Annotated in this window: 21 protein-coding genes and 1 pseudogene; 8 read left to right on the top strand and 14 right to left on the bottom strand. The window is 31.4% G+C overall.

The window, feature by feature from the left end:
- Positions 1-523 precede the first annotated feature (523 nt).
- Complete coding sequence (locus MHB70_RS11320; RefSeq protein WP_061530008.1) at positions 524-1750, top strand: AraC family transcriptional regulator; 1227 nt, start codon at positions 524-526, stop codon at positions 1748-1750.
- A 436-nt stretch (positions 1751-2186) separates the two neighbouring features.
- Here MHB70_RS11320 and MHB70_RS11315 read toward each other — a convergent pair whose 3' ends face one another.
- Complete coding sequence (locus MHB70_RS11315) at positions 2187-4859, bottom strand: M4 family metallopeptidase (protein ID WP_079519325.1); 2673 nt, start codon at positions 4857-4859, stop codon at positions 2187-2189.
- A gap of 540 nt (positions 4860-5399) precedes the next feature.
- Positions 5400-5774: a hypothetical protein gene (locus MHB70_RS11310; RefSeq protein WP_001106150.1), complete on the bottom strand. Its 375-nt coding sequence runs from the start codon at positions 5772-5774 to the stop codon at positions 5400-5402.
- 194 nt (positions 5775-5968) lie between these two features.
- On the opposite strand from MHB70_RS11310, the gene MHB70_RS11305 reads away from it, so the two are divergent.
- Entirely contained in the window at positions 5969-6133 is a 165-nt protein-coding gene (locus MHB70_RS11305; protein ID WP_001115305.1) for a hypothetical protein, read from the top strand.
- 537 nt (positions 6134-6670) lie between these two features.
- Here MHB70_RS11305 and MHB70_RS11300 read toward each other — a convergent pair.
- The 4 genes from MHB70_RS11300 to yqeK form a co-directional block, all read right to left on the bottom strand.
- The gene (locus MHB70_RS11300) at positions 6671-7519 is read right to left on the bottom strand and encodes a GNAT family N-acetyltransferase (RefSeq protein ID WP_000617088.1); all 849 of its coding nucleotides are present in this window, start codon (positions 7517-7519) and stop codon (positions 6671-6673) included.
- Between the two features lie 81 nt (positions 7520-7600).
- Positions 7601-8338, bottom strand: a complete 738-nt coding sequence (gene mtnN / locus MHB70_RS11295; protein WP_016108466.1) for a 5'-methylthioadenosine/S-adenosylhomocysteine nucleosidase — start codon at positions 8336-8338, stop codon at positions 7601-7603.
- Complete coding sequence (locus MHB70_RS11290) at positions 8335-9009, bottom strand: DUF3885 domain-containing protein (RefSeq protein ID WP_001176123.1); 675 nt, start codon at positions 9007-9009, stop codon at positions 8335-8337. The genes mtnN and MHB70_RS11290 overlap by 4 nt, the downstream gene beginning before the upstream one ends.
- A gap of 13 nt (positions 9010-9022) precedes the next feature.
- The gene (gene yqeK, locus MHB70_RS11285; RefSeq protein ID WP_061530470.1) at positions 9023-9631 is read right to left on the bottom strand and encodes a bis(5'-nucleosyl)-tetraphosphatase (symmetrical) YqeK; all 609 of its coding nucleotides are present in this window, start codon (positions 9629-9631) and stop codon (positions 9023-9025) included.
- Between the two features lie 198 nt (positions 9632-9829).
- On the opposite strand from yqeK, the gene MHB70_RS11280 reads away from it, so the two are divergent.
- The 3 genes from MHB70_RS11280 to MHB70_RS11270 all read left to right on the top strand — a co-directional run bounded on the left by MHB70_RS11280 (position 9830) and on the right by MHB70_RS11270 (position 12870).
- A complete protein-coding gene (locus MHB70_RS11280; RefSeq protein WP_001043192.1) occupies positions 9830-10525 on the top strand; it encodes a response regulator transcription factor in 696 nt (231 codons plus the stop codon).
- Positions 10515-11672 carry a sensor histidine kinase gene (locus MHB70_RS11275; RefSeq protein ID WP_001243280.1) on the top strand — a complete coding sequence of 386 codons (1158 nt, stop codon included), beginning with the start codon at positions 10515-10517 and terminating at the stop codon, positions 11670-11672. Before MHB70_RS11280 ends, MHB70_RS11275 begins: the two co-directional genes overlap by 11 nt.
- Before the next feature lie 181 nt (positions 11673-11853).
- A complete protein-coding gene (locus MHB70_RS11270) occupies positions 11854-12870 on the top strand; it encodes a D-alanyl-D-alanine carboxypeptidase family protein (protein WP_001160069.1) in 1017 nt (338 codons plus the stop codon).
- A 58-nt stretch (positions 12871-12928) separates the two neighbouring features.
- Here the strand turns inward: MHB70_RS11270 and MHB70_RS11265 are convergent, their stop codons facing one another.
- From MHB70_RS11265 to MHB70_RS11245, 5 genes are all read right to left on the bottom strand, one after another.
- Positions 12929-13387 carry a DinB family protein gene (locus MHB70_RS11265; protein ID WP_000288861.1) on the bottom strand — a complete coding sequence of 153 codons (459 nt, stop codon included), beginning with the start codon at positions 13385-13387 and terminating at the stop codon, positions 12929-12931.
- Positions 13388-13389: 2 nt separating this feature from the next.
- Positions 13390-14130, bottom strand: coding sequence for an alpha/beta fold hydrolase (locus tag MHB70_RS11260; RefSeq protein ID WP_000237661.1), 741 nt, complete (start codon positions 14128-14130; stop codon positions 13390-13392).
- Positions 14123-14683: a hypothetical protein gene (locus MHB70_RS11255; RefSeq protein ID WP_001080627.1), complete on the bottom strand. Its 561-nt coding sequence runs from the start codon at positions 14681-14683 to the stop codon at positions 14123-14125. The genes MHB70_RS11260 and MHB70_RS11255 overlap by 8 nt, the downstream gene beginning before the upstream one ends.
- 50 nt (positions 14684-14733) lie before the next feature.
- Positions 14734-15273: a GNAT family N-acetyltransferase gene (locus tag MHB70_RS11250; protein ID WP_073990635.1), complete on the bottom strand. Its 540-nt coding sequence runs from the start codon at positions 15271-15273 to the stop codon at positions 14734-14736.
- Between the two features lie 103 nt (positions 15274-15376).
- Entirely contained in the window at positions 15377-15733 is a 357-nt protein-coding gene (locus tag MHB70_RS11245) for a hypothetical protein (protein ID WP_000535569.1), read from the bottom strand.
- Between the two features lie 575 nt (positions 15734-16308).
- Between MHB70_RS11245 and MHB70_RS11240 the strand changes: the two genes are divergently transcribed.
- Positions 16309-16587: a hypothetical protein gene (locus tag MHB70_RS11240; protein ID WP_172101613.1), complete on the top strand. Its 279-nt coding sequence runs from the start codon at positions 16309-16311 to the stop codon at positions 16585-16587.
- A gap of 553 nt (positions 16588-17140) precedes the next feature.
- Here the strand turns inward: MHB70_RS11240 and MHB70_RS11235 are convergent.
- Complete coding sequence (locus tag MHB70_RS11235) at positions 17141-17602, bottom strand: hypothetical protein (protein WP_000569861.1); 462 nt, start codon at positions 17600-17602, stop codon at positions 17141-17143.
- A gap of 391 nt (positions 17603-17993) precedes the next feature.
- On the bottom strand, positions 17994-18374 hold the full coding sequence (locus tag MHB70_RS11230; RefSeq protein WP_000450239.1) for a hypothetical protein: 381 nt from the start codon (positions 18372-18374) through the stop codon (positions 17994-17996).
- Between the two features lie 635 nt (positions 18375-19009).
- Between MHB70_RS11230 and MHB70_RS11225 the strand changes: the two genes are divergently transcribed.
- Positions 19010-19378 carry an FtsB family cell division protein gene (locus MHB70_RS11225; protein ID WP_061530471.1) on the top strand — a complete coding sequence of 123 codons (369 nt, stop codon included), beginning with the start codon at positions 19010-19012 and terminating at the stop codon, positions 19376-19378.
- A 197-nt stretch (positions 19379-19575) separates the two neighbouring features.
- A pseudogene (locus MHB70_RS31145) lies at positions 19576-19632 on the top strand (exosporium leader peptide-containing protein); the annotation flags it as partial.
- A gap of 17 nt (positions 19633-19649) precedes the next feature.
- Here the strand turns inward: MHB70_RS31145 and MHB70_RS31140 are convergent.
- Entirely contained in the window at positions 19650-20024 is a 375-nt protein-coding gene (locus MHB70_RS31140) for a hypothetical protein (RefSeq protein ID WP_445684675.1), read from the bottom strand.
- Positions 20025-20029: the final 5 nt, after the last annotated feature.

Below are 20029 nucleotides of genomic sequence, written 5' to 3'. Positions count from 1 at the left end.
CCATCTAAAAATAAAATTGTGTACAAAGTATTAGCCTTGAACGAATAACATAAAACATAGTTGTCCCCACACCCCATTGTTTACAATCACTGATTCACTGTTCTTATTTCTACTATTACGTCGTCTCCCCGTATGATATATGTAATTTTCTCTCCTACATTTCACTTATGTCTCTACTTCAAAAATAATTATTATTGTTACATAGTAGCTTTCATCGCTAATTTTTACTAATTACTTAGGCGCCAATTCGTTAATCTCCCCTCTTATCTCTATTTGAATCCAATCTTAAACATTTTTTGATACATGTTAGCAGTAACTAGCAAATAAGTGTGATGATTCATATTTTATGCTACTCCCCAAAACTATTACCTGTATATTCAAATAATATGTGCTATCCATGTTAAATTATGGTATTATTCTTAGAAGTTTATAATTTTTATTGATAAAGTTTTTCCGTTTCTACTTATGAAAAAAGGAATATGTGTTTATTCAACTATCACGCACAACTGTAAGGAGGAAGAATATGACTAAAAAGCTCAGTCTAGTTGAGATAGAGTACATTTGCAATATGTTTTTCCAATCTTTTGAAGTTCCAGTTTGTTTTTTAGATTGCAACAAAAATATTCTTTTAGCTTTTACATCAAAAAATGATTCACTTTCATTGTATACATCAAAAATAGAACAGTTACATATGCTTTATCAGAGAAATGATTCATATAATTCTCCCATCTTCAGGACTCATCAACATCTAGGGCACTTCATTTTAATTCACATAAAGAGCGATTATATGGTGAACGGCACTGTTATTATTGGACCTGTAACAGATGTAAGCTTTTCTAAAAACGAAACGGATAGCAGCTTTCATTTTATGCCGAATTATAAAAAAACAAGAGACTATTACTTTTCATTGTCACTCAAAGATCAATATTTCTTTGTAAATATGGCGATTTTGTTCCATAACATTCTTTATAAAAAAATTTCAAATGTAAGTACATTTGCAAATAAAAGTGACTCATTTCATGTAAGTCATAGCAGTATCTTAAACGAAGATGTATATACTTCAATGCAAAAAAACGAATCTATCTGTCATAATTTGTATTTAGAGCAACAACTACTTGGAGCTATAGAAAACGGGGATAAAGAAACAGTACTCAAATATTATTATGTATTCCAACAAGAGACTCTTTCATCATTATCTTCATTCCATCAATTAAGACGTCATAAAAACATTTGTATTTCATCTATTACACTCGCTACTAGATATGCGATAAAAGGAGGGCTTCCATCTGGAATTGCTTACAAGATTTATGATCTACATATCCAAAGAACAGAAAATTTAAAAGACAAAGAATCTGTTTGGGATTTTTTAAAAAATGTTTTCTGTACTTTTGCAGACCGTGTAAAGGCACAAAAAGCACAGCAACATTCACAGACTATTGCTATTTGCAAAAACTACATTTTCAAAAACATTTACAATCCAATATCAGTTAAACAACTTGCTACATTTTCAAACGTGAATTCGGATTATTTATCTATATTATTTAAAAGAGAAGTTGGTATTTCATTAAGTGAATATATTCAGCGTGAACGAATTGAAGAAGCAAAGAAATTATTAACTTTCACAACCTCTTCCTTATCTGACATCTGTGCTTCACTAAATTTCACTGATCAAAGCTACTTCACTAAAATTTTCAAAAAATTCACTAACGAAACACCTGGTAAATACCGGAAATCTCATGTTGTCATATAAGTGAAACTTCCATTAATACAAAGTGCTTTCAGTAATTAATGCATGGCTAATTAAAACTACCCCAACATTCATGAACTTTACTATTCAGGCCATTTTTAAACAAAAAACACGTTACTATTCTTTTATTTTAATGAGAATAGTAACGTGTTTTATATGTAATGTATTTCTGTAGACAGAATCGCATCCAAGCGCAAAGTTTTATGGAAGCCAAATGTACCTCCTAACTACTAAAATCTTAGTAAGTAAAAACCTTATCTAATAATTATTGTGTGTACAAAATTCCAAACTATTTATCAGCTAGTGACATTCGCCCTTCGGTACCGATAATATAATTTACGCCTAAGACACACTCCCTTTTTTGTTTCACATATTTTTCACTTTGTTTTTTCTGGATTATGAATTCTTTTCCTCAAACGAATGATACCTATACCTACTATTATTTATGTGTCTTTCTAAATTTACGAATCAAAGTGAGTACTGTACCTGCAATAACCATCAACATGCCCATTACTGCACTGTTAGTTGTACTTGCACCCGTTTTTGGAAGCTCTTTATATGTATATTCTTTTTTATCTGAATTACTATTGTTTGAGATATTACTATTATTAGCAAGGCCATTAGCTTTGCTAGTGTCTTTATCTTTCACTAGTACTTTTTGTATTGCCTTTACCTCATTACCTACGGAATCTCTGACACTATATATTATTTCATAAGTATCAGCTTTAGATGTATCTACTTTACCATCTACTTTTACTTTAGAACTAAGGTCATCATTCTTTTTATTAGTAGCTGATACTCCTACCATTGGGTCAAATTGATCATTCTCATTAATTGTAGTTGTAGCAGGTACTTTTAGTATTGGTTTTTCATTTTTAACTTCTTCTCTAACTTTAACCGTTACAGTTTGTTTCGCAGTTACTTCATGACCTTTAGAGTCGGTAACTGTGTATGTTAATACGTAAGTACCAGCTTTAGATGTATCTACTTTACCATCTACTTTTACTTTAGAAGTAAGATCGCCATCTTCTTTATCAATAGCTAACACTTCTGTCATTGGAACAAATGAATCTCCTACATTAATAGTCACTCCAACAGGCACTGTTAATTTAGGCTCTATATCTAATATTTCTCCATTTTCCTCTACAATTACAGTCTGCGTAGCCGTTGCATTACCCCCTTGGGAATCGACAACCAAGTAGTCCACAATGTATTTACCTGGTTTAGATGTATCTACATCACCTTTATGCTGTACTCTAGTTGTTAAATTACCATCTTCTTTATCAGCAGCTGTTACATTTCTCATCGGGTCAAACGTGTCACCTACATGTAATGTAATTGTAGACGGTACAGTTAACTCAGGGACTTGGTTTTCGGCAGTTTTTTCGTTTTCTGTCACTGCTCCCTTAATTTTTGCTGCATCAAAAGCTTTTTGGACCGCTTGAACCTCAATTGAGTTCGCTCCATATTTGTTTGTTGCAACTTTAAGGCACGCTAATCTCAATTCTGAGAAATTAGAAGTCATGTTCAATTCATCAGTATTTGCATAGTAGAAAATATCAAACATTTTATCCTCACCAATACCATTTACAGTTACACCGTTATGAGTACCACCTTGAGCAATTAAATACGCAACTTTATTAATAATACTTGAGTTGAAATGAATGCCTCCATTATCCTCTCCATTTAAATCATTATATTTACTATAATCATCTGGATATGGTACTCCATTTGAATAATTGATTGAAGATGGATTTTTCATATTACGGAAAACCGATCCAGTTTGTTCTCCTGTTGTCCAGTTAAATTCCCCGTTATTTATGTATTTCTCAATAGCCGTTCCCATAATATCAGATAACGCTTCGTTAATTGCACCAGATTCTCCGAAAAATTCAAGGTTAGATTCGCTAGAGGTAACCGCATGTGTAAATTCATGGCCCACTATATCGAACGCTTTCACCATGGGGTCACCATATATAAGCATACTAATATTATTAATATTAGCACTAAATGCATTCTCCCAATTTTTAGGGTTATTTGTTCCTCCAGAATCCCATGCATGTACAACTGATACTACTTTTTTTCCCTTATTATCAAAACTATTGCGCTTGTATTTATCTTTGTAAAAATCATATACCTTTGTTGCTAAAAAATGAGCACTTACCGCCTTTGGATCAGTAAATGTTGGTGAAGTGCTAGTTACTAATATACCAGGATAATATTTTTCTTCATTTGTAATATCTCTATAATTTACATCATATGTCTCAATTCCTTGCCCTCTTGTGTAATCAGCAAGCGAATATTTCCCATTACTTTGTTCAGAAATACCAAAAGTGCGAGTTATACCTAAATCATCTTTTCCTGTTCCAGTTAGTGATACGAAATTGTTTTTTCTACTTTCCTTTAAAGGTTCAACATACTCTTCACTTACTTTTAAACCTGATTCTTGTACCATATTCTTCAACATTTCACCATTATCGGCATTCACTAAGTAAGTTCCAGATACATAGCTTGGTGTTGCAGCAGTAAATGTAACTTGATATGCATTTGAAGCTTGTCCATTATTTTCATCAACAAAAATAACTTCCTTAACTTCTGGCTCAGATATAAACTTGATATCGTTCCCGTACTTCGTATAAATATATTGTTTGGCTTTTTCTTTTGATAGCTTAATAGGCTTTTTCAATTCTTCTTGTTTTAAATTTTGCGCGCTATCGCCTGAAACACTTTTAATAACACCCTTATTATCTACGTGTGCAGTTAATTGATGGCCATATACTTCTTTTTCTTCGTATGTTTGCTGCATACGTACGAGTGTAGTCCCATCATACGAACCACGTTTTTGAAGGACTTTATAATCTACTCCTGTTTCTCCATTGACTTGCTTTGGAGAAAGCGCTTGTTCTGTTTTCTCCTTAAGTGCATCCTTTACTACATTTTCTGGTGCCTTTTGTGACGGTTGTGTAAGTTCACCTGAGCGGAACGATTCCTCCTGCATTTGAACTTGTAGTTGATCTGTTTCCTCTGCATGACCTATTCCGTATGGCGCTACAGCTGTTAAAGCCAATCCTGTTGTTAATGCAACTATAGCTATTTCTTTTTTATTTTTCATGATATTTACCTCTTATAATTTCCTAAAATATAAAACTGCTAAAAATTATACTATTCATTCGTATCAAAAAAAAGAAAATAAAAAGTATATAAAATTAAACAAAATCGTATAATTCAATGATGTTAATTCATTATTTAAATATAGTTATTCTAGAAAAATCACTACTTTTAATGAACTTTTCTTTTATAGATATATATAATGGTTGCACTACATCGCTATATATAAGATTCGATAAATTAAATTTCACATGTAAATTCTCTTTTTTTAAAGATCCAGTTTGAGTTTTTTAAGGTTAGCATAGCAAATAAGCCTTAGTAGGTTTCTATTTTCAGATCTTTCTATTTTAATTTTCATCAATAAATGAAGTCATATAAAAGTGAATTGTGTAACACAATATATTAATTACAGATATAAAGCATATTATAAAAAGGTGACTTCTGTAATCAACAAAAGTCACCTTCTTACAATAGATTCGCAATACATATTACCCCAAAAATGTTTATAATGTATAATTTCTATGTAACAAAGAAAAATAATTTATTAACGAGCATTTTCCAAAACTTTTATTAGGTCATTTATATTTTCAATTTTCTGTTGAAACTGATCAAATTTGCTATGTAGCAATGAAGGATTTTTATCTTCTCTTGCAATAACTTGTTTTAATTCGTGTTCTAATTTGTCATACGCATCAAAGAAATTATCAAATTCTACACTTACAAGCTCGTCATTTTCACGATAAAATCTTTTTGCTTCTATATAAGTCATATATGATTTATTTAAAAATCCTAATGAAATTAAATATTTAGAAGTGTTTTCTTGATAAATAGCAATATCACATGCTGTTTTAATATCAGAATAAGTCTTTTGAATGAAGCATTGTAATTCAAGAATCTTAAACTTTAAACCATAATTCATTTCATTCCCTCCCATCCTATCTATTCTACATAAAATAATAATATTTTACAAAATAAAATATTATTATGAAAGTGACATTTAAAAAGATAACGAAAGAAGAAACAAATTCAAACTTTTCAATCCTTACTTTTAATCTTCAAATAATCTCTTAATTGTTATATAATAAACTAAATATATAATTAGGAGTAGATGTAATGCCAGAAACATTAGAACTCATTCTTTTCATACTTATAGCAATTAGTGCTGCAGGTTATCTAATAAAAGAAATTCAAAAACCTAAGAAAAGAACGCTTGGAATTTCACTAGAATTTTTAGTTTTTTTCTGGTCAATATGGAGAATATCGACTATCATAATTTAATTTATATAATTCCTCTCGTCTCGATAAACCTTACTATTCAATCAATACTGTAAACACCCATTTCTTAACCATATGCCTTTAATGGAGCAGTTCACTTTTGCTAGCTGCTCTTTTCTTTGTAACCATTATACACAAATTTTCATATAATATAGTCATTCCTTTCTTATAAATTAAGCTCGTCACTTCGGTTATAAAAATGGGATTATATCCTATAACTTTTTTTAGAATCATCCATAATTTATTTCTGAAAAAGTGCTTTGTTTTACTGAAAGGTGGTTGCGGAAACAACCGCCTTTTTATTTTCAAAAAAATCTAATTTCCAAAAAACTATTCCCTGCTTTCTGGAACTGTTATATAATTTCTAACCTGCTTCCTCGTTTCTTATTCAATATGTAATCTCTCGTTATTTTACTGTCACTTTATAAATAAGCCTCTAATAAAAAAAACGCACATATAGTATGTGGGGATTATATGTGTGAACCATTTTACGCTCATAGTGCAAAAATAAAAAGCGCAAAGAATAATTCCTTCCGCTTTTTATAACAATAAATACATTTCATATTGTGCTAAAGAATTCTTTTTAAACCCAGATTTCTTTAAAAACCCTTCCAGTAAACTGTTGTTTGGAAAACCAATAGATAAACTTGATAAATTCGATTCTACTCTTGCTACTTGTAATAATTTCATCCCAATCCCAATATTTCTATAATCTTTATCTACGAAAATATAACTAATTTTACCTTGTTCATTTACACATACAGAGCCTTTTAAATCATTATCAACATATGCACCGTAATACGTATTATTTGTTTTTTCAATGTAATCAATATCATTTTGCCAATTTATATGGAAGTTAAGCCATTTCTGAATTTCAAGTTTAAATGTTTGAAATTCTAATCTTTGCACTTCAATATTTTTATTATCTTTATTTGTTAATTTAGTTACATCATATAAATTATAATAAGAAAGATCATACACTTTTTCATAACCTAATTTGTTATAAAAATGAATCGCCCTATCATTACCTACAATAACTTCAAGAAAAAGTTGCTGGCATTCATTTTGTATCGCTTCTTCTTTATGTAGCTCAAATAACTTTTGACTTACTCCAATGCCGCGAAACTCTGGATGAACAGCTAATGTTCCACAACGCATTGTTTTTATAGTTTCATAAACCTTTATACCACCAAGTATTATGCCAACAGATTTGTCACCATCTAAAGCAAGAAAAGAGTGTTCTAGCGAGTTACCTTCTGGTCCAAAAAATCTTTGTATAAAATCTTCTTTTGAAACATCCATTTTAATAATGTAATCTGAAAATCCATCCTTAAAAGCTCCATACACTAAATCTATACTTACTTCACTACATCTTTTATATTGAATCATATAAATATAATCCTCCGCTTTGGCTTGTTATATACTACATTCAAATACATGAAATGAATTCCTTTCACCTGAATCTTTTAACTATCTATTATTTACTACAGTAATCTCATAAACACGTAAAAAAGCAATTAAATGCTCACATGCTCGTTCACATGCTAACATTTTAAAAACCTTTTGTTCTTCTTTCGTTTTATCATTCGCTTGATCTGAAGCAGCTTTTAAACATAAAAATGGTTTTTTATTTATATGACATACGTAAGCGAAAGCAGCGACTTCTTGATCAACCGCCAATGCTCCGTATACAGTATGCAGTAAATATCTCATTTCGGAACTACGAATACGCTGATCTCCAGATAAGAACGTACCGAAGTGAACTGGATCATAAGATCGTATTTTTTTTATTTTTCTTACAATTGACTTTGTTGTTTCAATAGGTGCTGTTCTACCATCATATAAATTAAAAACATCTTCCCCTGAACCAGCAGCAGTAACATCGTGTTGTATTGCATTAAGTGCTACTACAATGTGACCATTTTTCACCTTATTTGATAAACTTCCGCATATTCCTGTCATAAATAGCTCGTCCGGCTGAAATTCACTTATTAATAATTGTACACAACTAGCACAACTTACTTTGCCAACACCAGTTATTACAGAAATAATTTCCAGATCATTTATATAATGAAAATGAAATTCCCAAGCTGCTCTTTTTTCAATGCGTTCACTCGGATAATGTTGATGCAAATGCGTAAGTTCTGGTTCCCATGCGGATACGATTGCGATACGTTTCATTACACACTTCACTTCCCCTACTGTCATTTAAATAAGCTATCTATACTTTCTCGTTCATAATCTGGAATCCACTCTTTGTATTTTTCATATAAGCCTCGTATTATTTCTTTATTCTTCGCAATGACTTCACATCCTCTATCATCATAAATAAACATGACAATATCTTTCGTTGCGTTAATGAGAAATACGTCAGGATAAGAAACCTCTTTTTTGCGTCCAAAACGAGGATAAAGATCTGGAAAATCCTCATGATTAACAGCTTGAATAAGTGGTTCATATTTGATATCTTCCGCAAGACATTTTAAAGAAAATTGAGATGTACAATATAAATCTGCTTCTTTATCTTCAAATAGAAAAGGTAACATTTCTTGTCTTATACGAAACTTTAAATCTCTCTTTTTAATATATTTATTGTATATATTTATTTTCTGTGGAGTTTTTATATTTTCCTTTTTAAACCGATAAACATTTGCTACTATAAACACTACATCTTCTTTTAAAAATATATCTTCAAATAAGTATTTATTATATGTATATAGTTGAGAGAAGTATTCCATATTTAAATCGTCGGTTCCTTCTACAATTTGATATTTATCTTTCCCAAAATTAAAATGTAGATGATTTTCCCACTGAGAGTATATGGACGGTACTAACGTAACTCCTGGAAATGTTTGATTCATATATTCTTTTAACTGCATTTTCGTATCCTTTCTACTCTACAAGTTCTTTTAAATGCCAATAAGCTTCTTCTAGCCACGGATGTATAACTTTCAATGTATCTTTTCTTTCCCACAAATATGAAATATATACAAAAGCAGCATGTTCTAAAGATTTTTCTAATCCATTTTTTATACCTACTAAGTATGATGGTGTCCCATTTTGATCCCATTCTATTTTATCTGCAACAAATAACACTAAATCCATCTTCGTTGCATGTTTACACAATGTAGTATGGCAACAAATTGCACCTAAAATCTCTTCATCTTCCACTTTAAATATCTCTCTTGCGATTACTCTCGATAGTTTTTGATGAATAATCATTGGAAATTTCCGTTCTTCTTGTAATATTTCGATTCCAACTGCTTCAGCAACTTTAATCCGGTCCTCGTTCGGAAAGATTGCACTTATATCATGTAAATACCCTGCAATTTCTGCTTTTTCTTCATTTTCATGAAACATTATCGCTATTTTTCGCGCTTCATTTGCCACACGAATTGAATGGTGATATGTAAATTCTTTATCGTACTTTAATAGAAACTCTTTTATAGAGTGTTCTATTTTCCCAGTTGGAGTAAATGAACATCTTTCATTATATAACACGTTAATCTCCTCTTTATTACGTTCCTTCAATATAATAGGAAATTCAAATAATTCTTCTATTTTTAATTCGTTATGAATGCTTTAATTCCTTTTTAATACGTTACATGAAATTTTATATAAAATCATTGCTACAAAGTACATAAATGTTTGTTATTATAGTAGTGTTGATGATTTGTAAGGAAAGGAACTAACTATATAATGAATAAAAGCATATTAATTATTGATGATGATAAAGATATTGTAGAGTTACTCGCTGTTTATTTACGAAATGAAGGATATAACATTTTTAAAGCTTATGACGGTGATGAAGCAATACAAATGATATCTGCATATGAAGTTGACCTCATGATTTTGGACATTATGATGCCAAAGCGAAATGGATTAGAAGTTTGTCAGGAAGTGCGTGAAAATAATACTGTACCTATCCTTATGCTGAGTGCAAAGGCTGAAGACATGGACAAAATATTAGGGCTTATGACAGGTGCAGATGATTATATGATTAAACCGTTTAATCCACTAGAATTAGTCGCTAGAGTGAAAGCTTTGCTGAGAAGATCCACTTTCCAAAACGCTGCTACTCAAAAGAAAGACGATGGTATCATTCGTATTCGAACAGCTGAAATCCATAAGCATAATCATACTGTTAAAGTAAATAATGAATATATTAAACTTACATCTATTGAATTTGATATTTTATATTTACTAGCGAGCAATACAGGAAGAGTATTTAGTTCCGAAGAAATATTCGAACGTGTTTGGAATGAAGATGGTTATGGTTCAAATAAAACTGTAATGGTTCATATTAGTAATTTACGGGATAAACTTGAAACAGTAATGAATGGAGAAAAATTTATTCATACTGTATGGGGAGTAGGCTATAAAATTGAGAAATGAAGCATTTGATATTTTAAAAGATATCCCAAAATGGAAGATAATTTTTTGGTTTTTATTAGCTATCACTCTTACACCTATTACTGAATTAATTATATATCGCCTCATTACGAGTGTAATCGAGAGTTCACTTACTCTAACCGAACTCGGTAAAGAATTCATTCGGATTTTTGGTTATGAAAAGTATAAAGGGATTAAAGAATCTTTATGGATGATGATTGTTTCTTATTTATTTTTATTTTCTATTTTTTCATCCTATCTATATATTTTTTATCGTCACGAGAGAAAGCTTTACTATGAAACTTGTATAAAAAAAATGATAGAAGAGATTCGTTATATTGCAAATGGAAATTTCAATCATAAAGTTTCCATCGTAAATCATAATTATTTAGAAGAGTTAGCGACTGGGGTCAATCAAATTGTTGAACAATTAAAAGAGTCAATTGACGAAGAAAGACAGGCAGAACAAGCAAAAAGCGAACTAATTACAAATGTATCACATGATTTACGTACTCCCCTTACATCAATAGTTGGATACGTGAATTTAATCCATCATGATAATTATAGAGATGAAGTGGAATTACGTCATTACATACAAGTCATTTATGGTAAAGTAACACGTCTAAATGCATTAATGAATGACTTGTTTGAATACACCCGTGTTCAAAATAAAGAGTTAAGTTTATATTCTGCTCCCATTGATATTGTAGAGCTACTTGGACAATTAACTGTTCAATTCCGAATACAAGTGCAAGAAGCAAATATTCAATGCCGTCCTTCTTTCCCCTCTCAAAAACTCATGGTATTAGCTGATGGAGACAAATTAGTGCGTGTATTTGAAAATCTTATTATAAACGCTATCGCTTATGGAAACGAAGGTGGTTATATTGACCTTACCGCTTATGAAAGCAATAATATGATTACAATTGATATAACAAATTACGGACAACCTATTCCTAGTACAGATTTACCTCATATTTTTGAACGTTTTTATCGTGTTGAAAAATCACGTTCAACAAACACTGGTGGATCAGGACTCGGATTAGCAATTGCAAAAAGTATTGTCGAACTGCATAAAGGAACGATTGAAGTATATAGTGATGACAAGAAAACAACTTTCACTGTAAAACTACTACCATATAAAAATTAATACACCATAATTTTAGGTTCAATTTCTAATATGATAAGAAATTGAACCTTTTATTTTCCATCAATATCCAAAGTTTAATAATCTTTTATAATTCTTTAGAAATTCTTTACCTTTTCTTTCTTCCTAATTAAGCATTCCTTTTTACAATATTATTATTGATGTCATAGTAGGAGGATCGCTTATGCAATTCTTGAAAAAATTCACAATTTTATTATTATCTTTTATTATTACTGCACTTATCGTTTTATATTTTTATCTTTATGTAAATGGTCCAATTATTCAAGCTAAATCAGCTATTTTAATAGATGCTAATTCAGGTGAAGTTATTTATAAAAAAAATGAAGAAACCCCTATACAATCAGCTACTTTGTCTAAATTAATGACAGAGTATATCGTATTGGAACAACTAAATGACGGCAAAATACAGTTAGATGAATCCGTAAAAATAAGTAACGAATTATTCCAAGCGGAAACGACTCCTATGCAAGTAACAGCAAAGGATAAAACGACGGTTCGTGATTTACTTCATGCATTGCTTTTAACAGGAAATAATCGTTCTGCACTCGCACTGGCAGAACACATTGGTGGCAATGAAGATAATTTTACAACGTTAATGAATGAAAAAGCAAAACAGCTACAGTTATCACAGCCATCTCCTTTTCTAAACTCTACTGGAGCTAATCAAGATACAAATAAACAATCGAATACAACAGCGAAAGATGCAGCTAAACTAGCAACGCATTTAGTAAAAGATTTCCCTAATGTACTGAATATGACGAAACTAACCTCTTACCAATTTACCTTCAAAAATTTTCAAGTTTTCAACACAAATAAAATGATTTATTCCCTCAATGAAAACATTAAATTCCAAGGTGTTGATGGCTTGCAAACTAGTTTTTCAACTAACGGTAATAATAGTTTTGTCGGTACTGCAAAACTAGGAGATACTAGGCTTATTTCAGTAATATTAGAATCCGATGAAGAAAACACTACTTTTATTGAAACAAAAAAATTACTTCAGTACGGTTTTGAACCTTCCTCGTACTCTGCACTCCAAGCTTTTAAAGATACTCTTACATCTTGGGCAATATTGTTACAGTTTAAAAATTTAATCATACAAACGATGATGATCTTTTTCATTATTACAATTTTAATGTTTTTACATTTACGTCAAAGAAAATCCGAGGATTTCAACTAAGAAATCTTCTTACATATAAAAACCGACTTGCGTTTACAGTACAAGTCGGTTTTTACGTCTATAATCCTCTTCCAATTAAATTCGCTGAAACGGGCTGAAGATTTAACTCTCTTGCCCATATTGATAGCTGACCTATATGATGAATTTCATGTACGACAACATGTCGTAACACTTCACCATACTTGTACTCTTTATCCGTCCATGAAACTTTTAATATTTTATTCTCTAAGTCTTCTGTCCACGATTGTAAAAATCCCTCTAAATCCTTATTATACAAATGAGATAATGCTTTCACTTTTTGAATAGATTGATAATCCTTAAATTGCGGCTCATCTACTTCTTTTCCTTTCAAATCACAAATCCAGCTATACTCAACATCTACAATATGAAATAATGTTTCTAATATACTTCCAACACCACCAACACGTTTGCGAAGTAATTCTTCCACTGTAAGTTGTTCACACCACTTAAACCAATCTTCTCTTACTTGCCAGTTATATTGAAATACAGTGTACACATTTATCTCTCCCCTACCCCAAGTATCCACTTAACAGCACCTATAATATAATGTGGCTCATCCTTTTGAATATAGTGACCGCTATGTTCTGCAATTATAAATTTACTTTTACTGGATAATTGTAATAATTCTCTTTGTAATTGTAACCATTTCAGTTGTGCAGCTTGCGAATAAAAAGCTTTTTTACCAGCAGCTAGCACGACAAGGGGAATATCGTTCATTGATTTACAATGTCTATCTGCTTCACCTAGACTAAACATAAACTCTTCATATGAACTTTCATATGCAAATTGTTTATAGTAAGCTTCTTGAAATTCTGGAGACATGATTGGCAAAAATACTTCTTTATAATTTTCTGGTGTCGAATCAACCAAAACTGTTCCCAACATATCCTCGGGATAAAAAACCGTAAATAACCGTGCATTTATACCACCAAAAGAATGCCCTACAAAAATATAAGGTGGCTTCAGTTGTAAAAGATTTAAACATGTTCTTAAATCTTTGACCATTTCAGAACTAATACGTTGCTTGAAACTCTTCCCACTTTTCCCTAATCCAGCTCGATCATATGTAAGTATCGTCCCAAATTCCGTCAGTCTTTCAGCAATATAATCCCATGCCTTTGAATAATCCCCGTAGCCTGATTCCATTATAATAACAGGCTGCCGCTTTTTTCCTTGAAATACTTTCGTATACATTTTAAAATCATCAACTTGTACATATTCCTCTATACATTTAACCATTGACAATCACTTCTCTTCGGTCAAGTTCCTCAACAACATGATCAATTATTTCACTTACAGAAAAAGATCCATCCAATACGATATCTGAATTCGGTTTAACAGTATGAATTGCCTCTAAATAAGCTTTTCTCGCATGTGCCATGTAATGTTTTAAATCATTATGTATTTCACTCATAGTATCTTCTTTAAAATCTCGTAAAATTCTTCTAGCCATTGCAATATCTAAAGGTGTGTCAATAAATATAGTTACATCAATGAACTGCCCCATTTCTCTATTTAAGTATGCAAAAGGATAATCTACAATAATATAGTCTAATTTACTATCTCGTATAAGATGCTGAATATCATGAATTAATGGTGTAAGTACCCACTCGTCATAATTCGCTCCATCATCAATCCATTTACAAATATCAGCAGGACAGTTATCAAAGTTATAACTATCAAAAAATAGCGCTTTTGAATTTGTTAACTCATGAGTTAAACTTTCTGTAATAGTAGTTTTACCTCCCCCTGAAACAGCTGCAATTGTGATTACTATAGTCTTTCTATTCATAATTTCCCACCAATCCCTTTTAATTAACATAATAAAATTATAAGAAACTATTATTTTTTATTATTCCATTCATATTCTAGCATACTCATTTCCCATAAATTCCAATACGTTTCTCCTACTTTTTTTGAATCTCTTAATAAACCTTCTTTTACAAATCCTATTTTTTCATAACAAGAAATGGCCGACGTATTAAAATCATACACGCCAAGAGTTACTCTATGTAGTTTTAATTCTTCAAACGCAATATGAAGTACTGCTTTCATCATATGTTTTCCTATTGAACGCCCTCTCATTTTCGTATTACCAACTAACACTTTTCCAATTCTCGCAGACTTATTTATATCGTCTATTTGACCAAGTGAAATATGACCAAGTACTTCTTCAGTCTTTTCATCTATTACTTTGAAAGCGAGTGTATTTGCACTTTCTATATATTTCTCTAATTGCTGTTCGTTTAAAGGATATGTAAATGCATTTCCTGACCACTGTATTAAAAATTGTTCGGAATGAATCCAATTTATTAATTGTTTGAAATCAGATCTTTTAAAGGGCACTAATTTAATCACTCTCATTCTCCTTTCGTACATCACTCTTTATAGCCTCAAACTTATTTCTATATAAAGAATATATTCTCCTTTTATACGAAATTAAAATAAAGCCATTCATCAGAATGGCTTTACAAACAAAGCATAATTATGCTTTATTTGCTACGTCAACACCATTAAAATCAAACTCTGCAGTAATCGTTGTAACTGGAGGGAAAATTGCTTCAATTTTGCAAATGGAGATAATTACTGCAACAGATCCAGGAATAGCTGCAAGCTTAACTACATCGCAACTTACAGACGCAACAGTACCTACATAAGTACGTCCCTCTGTATTAATTTGAACTGTTCGATTAATTAATTTCTTAAGCTCATCTCTAATTCCTTGTACACAAGAATTATCACATTTCTCATGCTTTTCCTTTTTACACTCTTCGAATATCTCCCAACAATCATCCTGTTTACATGTACATTTCTTTTTACAATTATTAAATCGAGAACCCAAAACCTCACCCCCTAATCCTTTCTATTAGTAAAGTATGTCCACTAGCTTAAAAGTGTACGAGGCAAACACATAGAAAGAAAAAAACAAACAATTGTACTAAACATTTTTTTCTTTATTAATTATAAAAACAATTCTTTAACAGTTAGCGGCTTGTTTAGTGAGGGGACTTGGATTTAATTCTGCTGAATTTAAAGTTTAGATAACCTCTTTATCAAAAGAATCTTTTTTTCTTTTAATAAGCCAGCCCCTTTAAGAGTTAGCTGTTTTTCCTATTACTTTACATATACATAGGCTTTGTTTGTAGCAATATAGTATATTTTTTCTCCGCTGTTTTGAAATATACATTCAGAAAAACGTACTCCAAAATAAGATATTATTTATAATCAGAATGTTTTCTTCAACATGTGTTTATTGATAAATGTCATAACCAGTAATTCTCTCCACTATCTCTTGGAAATTAGCATAGTTTTTATGAATTCTATATGTAGTAGAAAGCACTCTATCATATAAAGGTAAAATAATAGGTTTATAAACAAGCCATTTCTTCACTAAAACATAGAATGATAGTAATCCTATTGAAGGGAGGTATAAAAAAATGTCCTGGAATAATGATTGCTGGAGTTCTAAGAAACAGCATTGTTGTGATGACTGGTGGAAGTCTAAAGAAAAGCATCATTGTGATGATGATTGGAGTTCTAAGGAAAAGCATTGTAATGATGATTGGTGGAAATCTAAAGAAAAGCATCATTGTGATGATGATTGGAGTTCTAAACGAAATAAGTGTCGTTGTAAATGTTTCTTTATTTGTTGTCATTGTAAAAGAAAACATTGGTAAGATTTTAATGTCAACTTAACGGAAAGAATATGTCTTTTGGGATCGATAAATACTAGAATATAATATACAAAAAGCTGACTGAGTATAGTCGGCTTTTTGTATATTAACACATAAAGATTTATACTGCCATCTATAGTTACAAGTTGAGTGGAGTGTCGAAATATAAGCTGACTCTTATAAATCGACTTTGTAATTATTTCACATACACTTTATTTACAGTAGTAAGTTTTCCTTTTGTTATTGATGCAAAATTAAGTCCTGTAACACTTAATTTTGCATCAATAACAAACCCTCAGCATACTCACTTAATCGCTGCGACAACATAGGGTTTATCATTTCACGTTTATTATGAGTTACCCATATCTTATATTTTGTGTAACTAGCCCAAACGCTAAATTCCTTGTTATTCATAGCATCATAACATTTTATCTTTCTAGTTACACAATGCATTAACAATGAGCAACTAGAAATTAGCATCCGTGTCATTCTTCCCTGTCTATCGCATGAGCTCTTCTATGTAACTAAAAAATACACCTTAAATGGGTGGTCTTTTATGTAAGTGAATAAAAAGATTACATTATCCCTCCAAATGTAATTGTTCCTAGTAAGCCTAATAAAACAAATCCTGTCAAACAAACAAAATCAGCAAGACAAATGGAAGACTGTGATAAAGGAACAAATGACCTACTTGTATTAGATCCATAATGTTTTATTTTCTCATAATTTATTTCTAACATTACGTGTAGACATGATACACATTCTTCAGTTGTTTGAATAGATTCATCTTCTAATCGCTCCAATAACCTACTATTAAGAGCAAACGGAAGAGAATACTGCTTGTCTAATTTCATATTTTGGTACATTAATTGTAAACGAGATAACATATTATTTTTCTTTTTGTCAGACTTCAGTTTACTTTTCATATTATTAAATTCATTTAATAACATCGTCAACTCATCTCTGCTGCCATATAAATCTTTAGCTATTCTTCTTTTTAGTTTGTACGAATAAATCATAGATTTAATCTCAATCATTGTATTACACTTCCTAATTAAATTTTATTTAACCCAATATATTAAAAACAGTACTTTCAAATCCTATTAAAAATACACTTAAGTATCTTGATTTACTATCGATTAATATTACATTAACCTTACACAGTTGTAATAATTTCTTTAACACCCCTCCCGAACAAACATACATTTCTTTCCGGTCAGTTTTAATTCGGAAGTTAATTGCGTCATTTATAAAAATAACCCTGATCTATTTTGTTAATAAAAAATAAAAAAGTGGCCACCAAACTACAGAGTAATATAACAACTCCCTTTTTAGTTTGATGTCCACGGATTCTTCCAGTAGGACTAAATTTATAATTATTATTATAGCCTTTTCTCATATTTTAGTATATTTCTCATTAGAAAAAGATTATTTTATATAGATTACTATAAGCATCCATAAAGCCAAGGCGCCAATGATAGCGAGCGCTATACGTGTAGATAGTATCCTTAATTCAAAATCAGTTTTCTTGGAGGGTTCAGGATATGCAATTATGTAAATTCCCTTTAATAATGCAAGCCATGCAATAACCGTTAGGAACCCCTGCCAGTTGAATGCCCATACATTATGTAAGATTACAGTACCTAGCCCTAGGAAAATCGATAAAAAACCGTACATAATACCAAACCCTCTGTCTTCAACCACTAATTTTTTCAATTCACGTAATACCGATGGGCGTACGAAAAGTATTCCCGATACGATAACCGTGATCCATCCCCAAAACAATCCTAAAAAAGTGCTAGTTTCCATTTTTAATTCACTCCCCTCAATTATTTATATTTCAGATATTCCTACCTTTAGAACAATTTCAGCACCTATATATTGGCTATATTTTGCTCTTTATTCATACAAATATGGCATATTCAATACCTATCCTTAATCATCTCATTCTTCGTCATTATCTATCCGAATCAACCGAAGTCGCTTTATACTATTCCCGCACACTTTTTCATAACTTGGAGCTATCATGCACTGGAGCCAATATAATGATTTATTTGCCTTTTCACTAACCTCTACAATTGTCCCCTCTGTAATAAAATGATCACCTTGATACAATGTATACTCGCTTATCCCATGGAATCATCATTATTCCCTTCCCTATTAAAATAGCGTTTTTATTTCAAATGATACTCCTATTAATTTAAACGGATTTTTCAGTGTTTTTACCCAAAAATTCGTGATATCGTTAATTAGTCGAGTACTTCATTACTTGATGATTATCCTTAGGAGCCTCGCAGACAATCGGTGTTTCTTTTATGTAAATAAGGATTTTGTTTAAACTTTACGATATGCAACTATATTAAAATATCTTCTAAAATTCCCATTAAACATTTATAATACTTTTAAACGGTTTAAATTCTACAATCAGTAATGGAGGCATTTTAATGGGAAACATCCCAAAAGTATCATCACATCAATCAAGTCCTAATATACCCTCACAGCAAGTGAACCCTAATACACAACAAGGCAATAGAAAAAAAACAAGACGCCGTATTATAACTACTTTGGCTATTATGTTACCTATAATTTTTGTCCTTCAATATTCTCTGAATAACCAACAAGAAATGATTAAAGAAAAACAAATCACGCTGAATACGGAACAACAAAAATTATCTTCTGTAAAGAAGGATGGCCATTCCCTTAAGAATGATGTTAAAGCTTTAACAAGTAGTGAAGAAGAAATTTTAAAATTCGCAAGGAAATTGTATGGATTTTCTAAACCGAATGAAACTATATTTCAAATAACTGAATAAAATTACACTGCATTACCCAAAAGGCGATTTGAAGATAATCGCCTTTTTATATTTAATTTCTAAAGGAATCATACTACTCTCTCTTTCTATCAAATAACTATTTTGTTTAATTTATTAAAATACAACCGCTTGTCCATTTCAGTTTGCTCTGTCAGTACATTTACTAATAGTAATACAATTTTTAGAGGTGATAAATTATGGACGAGTTTTTATCTTTTGTTGCACATAATCCCGGTTCTATTGGACCTACACTTCCACCTGTTCAACCCTTTCAATTCCCTACTGGTCCCACAGGTTCTACAGGAGCTACTGGTTCAACTGGACCAACCGGATCAACCGGACCAACTGGACCAACTGGTTCAACTGGACCAACTGGACCAACCGGACTAACCGGACCAACCGGACCAACCGGACCAACCGGACCAACCGGACCAACCGGACCAACCGGACCAACCGGACCAACCGGACCAACCGGACCAACCGGACCAACCGGACCAACCGGACCAACCGGACCAACCGGACCAACCGGACCAACCGGACCAACCGGACCAACCGGACCAACCGGACCAACCGGACCAACTGGACCAACTGGATTTAATCTTCCTGCTGGACCTGCATCTATTACCTTGACTTCTAACGAAACCACAGCAT

Origin of the sequence: Bacillus sp. FSL M7-1020 (assembly GCF_038050415.1) — a bacterium.
Classification (GTDB): Bacteria; Bacillota; Bacilli; order Bacillales; family Bacillaceae_G; genus Bacillus_A; species Bacillus_A toyonensis.
This window is presented reverse-complemented; position numbering and strand designations above follow the sequence as displayed.

Coding starts and splice junctions, on each gene's coding strand:
- MHB70_RS11320 (WP_061530008.1), top strand. CDS start 524: ATGACTAAAAAGCTCAGTCTAGTTGAGATAGAGTACATTTGCAATATG.
- MHB70_RS11315 (WP_079519325.1), bottom strand. CDS start 4,859: ATGAAAAATAAAAAAGAAATAGCTATAGTTGCATTAACAACAGGATTG.
- MHB70_RS11310 (WP_001106150.1), bottom strand. CDS start 5,774: ATGAATTATGGTTTAAAGTTTAAGATTCTTGAATTACAATGCTTCATT.
- MHB70_RS11305 (WP_001115305.1), top strand. CDS start 5,969: ATGCCAGAAACATTAGAACTCATTCTTTTCATACTTATAGCAATTAGT.
- MHB70_RS11300 (WP_000617088.1), bottom strand. CDS start 7,519: ATGATTCAATATAAAAGATGTAGTGAAGTAAGTATAGATTTAGTGTAT.
- mtnN (WP_016108466.1), bottom strand. CDS start 8,338: ATGACAGTAGGGGAAGTGAAGTGTGTAATGAAACGTATCGCAATCGTA.
- MHB70_RS11290 (WP_001176123.1), bottom strand. CDS start 9,009: ATGCAGTTAAAAGAATATATGAATCAAACATTTCCAGGAGTTACGTTA.
- MHB70_RS11280 (WP_001043192.1), top strand. CDS start 9,830: ATGAATAAAAGCATATTAATTATTGATGATGATAAAGATATTGTAGAG.
- MHB70_RS11270 (WP_001160069.1), top strand. CDS start 11,854: ATGCAATTCTTGAAAAAATTCACAATTTTATTATTATCTTTTATTATT.
- MHB70_RS11260 (WP_000237661.1), bottom strand. CDS start 14,130: ATGGTTAAATGTATAGAGGAATATGTACAAGTTGATGATTTTAAAATG.
- MHB70_RS11255 (WP_001080627.1), bottom strand. CDS start 14,683: ATGAATAGAAAGACTATAGTAATCACAATTGCAGCTGTTTCAGGGGGA.
- MHB70_RS11235 (WP_000569861.1), bottom strand. CDS start 17,602: ATGATTGAGATTAAATCTATGATTTATTCGTACAAACTAAAAAGAAGA.
- MHB70_RS11230 (WP_000450239.1), bottom strand. CDS start 18,374: ATGGAAACTAGCACTTTTTTAGGATTGTTTTGGGGATGGATCACGGTT.
- MHB70_RS11225 (WP_061530471.1), top strand. CDS start 19,010: ATGGGAAACATCCCAAAAGTATCATCACATCAATCAAGTCCTAATATA.